The sequence below is a fragment of the Saccharomonospora sp. genome, assembly GCF_027317685.1.
Classification (GTDB): Bacteria; Actinomycetota; Actinomycetes; order Mycobacteriales; family Pseudonocardiaceae; genus Saccharomonospora.
On record NZ_DAHVQP010000076.1, the window covers coordinates 1 to 5,037 of the forward strand.

A 5,037-nucleotide genomic window follows, 5' to 3' on the forward strand; every position below is an offset into this window, starting at 1 on the left:
GCAACCCACCAGCTGACCAGTCACGATCGAGGATCGTCTGGTTATGATTTGGTGTTGCGAACGACTTAGGTGGCGAACGGGATCTGGCGCGGTTTGTGGTTCCGCTGATCGGATCGCTTGAAGGCACAGGGGGCTCCTAGCGACCGTATCGCCTGCTGGGCACTACCGGCGTTGCGGTGGAGGCGGAGCGGGGTTCAAGGGCCTCGTGCACGTGGTCGGAAGTCTCATATAGTCGAATTATCCGTCTCTCCCCCAATGAGAAAGAGATGTGGCTTGACACAATTAGGAGTAATATTAAACTCGACGCTGCGTGACACCCCCCACGCCGAGGGTACCGGCCACTGCCTGTCAAACCGCGGCCGGCACCACTCGTCCACCTCGAATGCAAAGGATTGCCAGTGGAACCGACAATTGTATCAAGAGCCCGGGCCCGTATCGCCAAGGTCGTCGCGGCGGTCGCGATGCTCGGGGCGGCGCTCGCCCTGATCGGCGCGTTCGCCAGCCCAGCACAGGCCGACGGCAGCAGCAACTGGAACCACGACTGCCGCGCCACCTGGATCAACAACGCCGCTCCCTCGGGAGAAGCGTGGTCGACCTGCAGGAGCACGGTCACCGGCGGTGAGGTGAAGCTTCACGTCGACCGCCGCCTCCAGCCCGATTACAGTGGCTCGTGGAAGCCGGCGGTACACCAGTCGAAGATCGACCGTACGGTTTGCATTGCTGGGTGCCGATCAGCGACCGTAAGCCGCCAGGGCGTCTAGTCCGAACGATTCATCGACGCGGGCACCGCCTCAAAGCGGTGCCCGCATTGCTGAAAGTGAACGACATGGTTCAACTCATCAGTACTCGCGGCCTGTCACAGGGCTACGGCATGACGACCGTCCTGGAGGGACTCGACTTCGACGTCGAACCGGGAGTGACCGGCCTGCTCGGGCCGAACGGCGCGGGCAAGACGACGCTGCTGCGCACGCTGGCGACCGTCGTGCCGCCGCGGTCGGGAGCGCTGACTGTTCGCGGAGCGGACGCCACCGACCCTCGCCGACTCAAAGGCATACGCCGCCACATCGGCTTTCTGCCGCAGACCTTCGGCTATCCCAAGAACTTCACCGTAGCCGAATTCGTCCAGTACAGCGCCTGGCTCCGCGGCCTCGCAAACGCGGACCGGCCCGAGACGGTCCGCGCCGCCATCCGGGCGGTGGATCTATCCGACGCCGAGAACACCAAGATGTCGAGGCTCTCCGGCGGTATGCGGCAGCGGGTCGGCATCGCCGCGACCATCGTCGGCGATCCCGCCGTCGTCATCCTCGACGAACCGACCGTGGGCCTTGACCCGATGCAGCGCATCGCGTTCCGTGACATCATCAAAGGCGTCCCCGAACGCTACGAGGCATGTGTCCTGCTGAGCACGCACCTGGTCGAGGACGTCGGTGCGTGCTGTGATCACGTCGCAGTGATGAACCGTGGCCGCATCTCCTGGTCCGGTGCGGTCAACGACTTCGCGAAGGTCGCCGAGCCGGGAGCACCGGGCGCCACCGATCTTGAGCGGGCCTACTCCACCGCGTTGTCGCGATCGGAGGCGAACGCGTGAGATCCATTCTGTGGACCGAACTTCGCCGGTGCCCGATCCGCTGGTGGTCGCTGCCCTATACAGCCGTGATCGTCATATACCTCGCCGTTGGCTTCGACCGCTGGTACGCCATCGGTTCGCAGACCGCGACCACGATTCAATTGGGGGCGGCGCTCGGCACGGTCATCATCGCAGCGGGCGCTGCCTGGACGGGCGTCCAACATAGCCGGGCAGGCCAGCACGACCAGTTGGTGGTGGGTTCCCGGAACCCCTGGGTTCGCGAATCCATACCGTTGGCGGCCGTGATCGTCTACGCGGTCGCGCCGGTCGCGGCAGCGGTCTTCGCGACCTCGATCATCAACCTCTCCTGGGGCCGGGCCGGAGCGGTCTGGCCGAGCTACATCTGGCTGACGCTCACGACGGTCATCCTCGCCGTGAGTACTGGATACTTGCTCGGTCGGCTGCTTCCGTCACCGTTCACGGTGGCCGCGGCGGCACTAACGATGACCATCGTGGTATTCGCGGGAACCGACTCCGACCGGATGGCATTGGCTACCCTCTACGGATACCCCGACGTGCGTCTATCGGGGGCGGCGTTGGCCGCTCGGATGGCTCTGGCGGCGCTGGTGACGGCGATCGCGATCGGAGTGGGAGCCTGGCGTGAATGGGCGCGGACCAAAGCGGTTTCTCACTCTGTCGGCCCCGCCGTGGCCGTATCGGGGATCGTCGTCGCGACCGTCGCGGTCTACGCTGCGGGGCCGCTGCAAGTCGAACGCGACTACGTTGGCGGCGCGCCGTGCACCGAAACACGACCCGTGGTCTGCGTTTGGTACGAACATGAGCGGTATCTGCCCAAGATGGAACGGTACGTCGAGCGGTTCAATGAACTCGATGAGTTCATCGCGCTGCCTGACGACCCGTACTCTGGGGAAGACGAGTTCTGGGAGACCGGAATGCGAGGCGACGTAGGCGATCAGCTCACCTTCTTCGGCAGCGATTTCGGCGCTGCCAGCAGCATGGTTCACTATGCGATGGAAACGTCCGGCTTCCCCGGCTGCGACATCGACAACGATGGGCCCGGAGCCGATCGCGTCGGCCAGCTCGAATGGAACCTGACCGACTGGTTCACTCTCTACATCATGGACGTCGACTCTACCGAGGAAACAGGCGCTCACGCACCGGGGCTCGATGAGATCGATCCGATTCTCGCCATGCCCGAGGACGAGCAGTTCGAGTGGGCACGGCAATCAATGGCGGAGATGCGTGAACACTGCGTCGACTGAGAAGGCGATGGACCTCACGGCATTCCGGCTGTGGCTTCGGGTTCGACAGGTTCCCCTGGTGTTGACGGTGCTCGGGCTGATCACCCTGGTCGGTGGCCTGTGGGGTTCCGAACTCATCCCGCTGCCGCCGATCCGCGGCTTCGGCGGCGTGGTGGGGCTGACCTGGTTCGCACCCGTCTTCGCCGCCTGCGCCGTCGCGCTGACGCTTGCCAGCCCTTTCGAAGATCGCGAGGCGATCAGCGCGAGGCGGACACGAGCGCGAACGGTCGCGTTGGCCACATCGTTGACGGTGCTGGCCGCGCTGCTCATGGTGCTGATGACGCAGGTGGAGGGGGGCACGCACAGCGCCTCGCAGCTCGTTGCCGGGCTGATGTACTGGACTTCTCTGGCGTTGGTCTCGGCGCGCCTGTTCGGGCCAGGCCTAGCGTGGGCCCTGCCCACCGGTGCCGTGGTTCCGGTCGTGATGTTCGGCCTCGCCACCACCGAGGGCACGCGCTTCGTGTGGTGGGCTCTGCCGGTATCCCCCGGAAGCGCGGCCGCGATCGCGCTCGGCGCGGGCATGTACCTGCTCGGGCTGGGCTTCTGGTCGTTGAGCCCGCACCGGCTTCGGAAGCTCGGATGGCACTGGTGACGGGAGCGCGGGGTCTGCGTGAGCCTCGGTTTCCTCTGTTCGTCCTCAGTAGGTCCAGTCGGCAGTGCGCAGCATGCCCCACACCATGCCCGCGCCCAGGATCGACGCCCCCGCGCCTGCCACTCCAGCGCAGCAGGCGCAGCAGGACCGCCACCAGCAGGCTCGCGGTCAGCGACGAGGCCGTCCACCCCGATAGAGGCCGTCTCCGAGATCCGCGCCGCCGCACCACGTCCGGTGTCGGCTCAGTTGCCCTCTCGTTCCACAACGGCCGAACGGAGGGAGTCAACACGAAGACCAAGTAGCTCACGTGAAAATGTTCGGACGGATAGGCTTCCACCTCCTCCGCCACCGAAACTCCGACAGAGCCCGCGAGGTTCTGGCCCAGATATCGTGACGTTCTCGGATCCACAGATACGGGATGCGTTGGGATATGAAGGATTCGGTGAGCATCTCGTCGTCCACACAGCCACTGCCAGGCCTGCAGTCTCGTGCCCGGGTCGCGGCACTGAGTCGAAGCGAGTGCATTCGCGGCACCCAGGGCGCCTGTGCGACTTGCCAGTGTCCAGGCGGAAGCTCGAACTGCGTCTGACGGCCCGCCGGTTCTTCTGCGTCGACACCGCGTGCGGCCCGAGGAACCAAGCCGTGGCACTGCCGCGCCTGACGGCCCGCCGGTTCTTCTGCGTCGACACCGGTCGCGCGAAGGCGACTCTCACCGAGCAAGTCGAGCGTCTGACGACGACTTGGGCTCGTCGGATCCCCGGGCTGAGCACGGCCCTGGAACCGGTCGGCTTGGCCTTGGCCGGACGCGCCGGCTCCCGACTGGTCGAGCGGCTCGGCCTGCGCGACGGCCGCTCCAGTCTGCTCCGCCTGGTCCGGACGCTCCCCGAACCTGAGGTCGGCACTGTGCCGTTGCTCAGGGTCGACGACTTCGCCTTCCGACGGATGATTTTGTGAGTCTAAGTTGGGGTCCTAACTTTTTGGTGTTGACACCGCCTCCGACGTCCCGAGCCCCGGCAGCACAACAACTATTGAGGGGTGACAGTTTCGTGTCGGGTTGATCCACTATCGGCATGAAAGTTACAGTCAGTGGTGTGAAGCATCTTCCTCCTGCGGCGCAAGAGGCCATCCGGTTCCGCGCGGTCGCGGCGGTGATCGACCACGGCCTGACGCAGACACGGGCCGCGGAGCTGTTCGGGGTCGACCTGCGTAGCGTCGAGCGATGGGGCTCGGCTTGGCGCAGTGGGGGGAACGCCGCGCTCAAGGCGCGGAAGAGGGGGCAGCGCCCGGAGGTGCAAAAGGCCCTCGACAAGACCCAGCAGTACCGCCTCAAACGGACGATCAAGACCCGCACGCCCGCCCAGGTCGGCCTGCATGGGCAGTTGTGGACCCGGCCTCTGGTCGGCGAGCTGATCGAAGCCCGGTACGGGATCGCCTTGTCGAAGAAGACCATCGGGATCTACCTGCGCTCGTGGGGCCTGTCCCCGCAGCGGTCGATCCGGACCGCCCGCGAGCAGAGCCCCGAGGCCGTCACAGCGTGGCTGGAGATGACCTATCCG

Annotated in this window: 6 protein-coding genes; all 6 read left to right on the forward strand. The window is 65.7% G+C overall.

The features are described 5' to 3' along the window. Positions 1–398: 398 nt before the first annotated feature. A complete protein-coding gene (locus M7H19_RS08935) occupies positions 399–761 on the forward strand; it encodes a hypothetical protein (RefSeq protein WP_298179488.1) in 363 nt (120 codons plus the stop codon). Positions 762–826: 65 nt separating this feature from the next. Then, a complete protein-coding gene (locus M7H19_RS08940; RefSeq protein WP_298179490.1) occupies positions 827–1,588 on the forward strand; it encodes an ATP-binding cassette domain-containing protein in 762 nt (253 codons plus the stop codon). 281 nt (positions 1,589–1,869) lie between these two features. Beyond that, a complete protein-coding gene (locus M7H19_RS08945) occupies positions 1,870–2,850 on the forward strand; it encodes a hypothetical protein (protein WP_298179491.1) in 981 nt (326 codons plus the stop codon). After that, on the forward strand, positions 2,831–3,481 hold the full coding sequence (locus M7H19_RS08950) for a hypothetical protein (protein ID WP_298179492.1): 651 nt from the start codon (positions 2,831–2,833) through the stop codon (positions 3,479–3,481). The genes M7H19_RS08945 and M7H19_RS08950 overlap by 20 nt, the downstream gene beginning before the upstream one ends. Before the next feature lie 642 nt (positions 3,482–4,123). Beyond that, positions 4,124–4,435, forward strand: coding sequence for a hypothetical protein (locus tag M7H19_RS08955; protein WP_298179495.1), 312 nt, complete (start codon positions 4,124–4,126; stop codon positions 4,433–4,435). A 137-nt stretch (positions 4,436–4,572) separates the two neighbouring features. Further along, positions 4,573–5,037, forward strand: a 465-nt coding sequence (locus tag M7H19_RS08960; RefSeq protein ID WP_298179497.1) for a winged helix-turn-helix domain-containing protein, incomplete at its 3' end; no start/stop codon positions are given.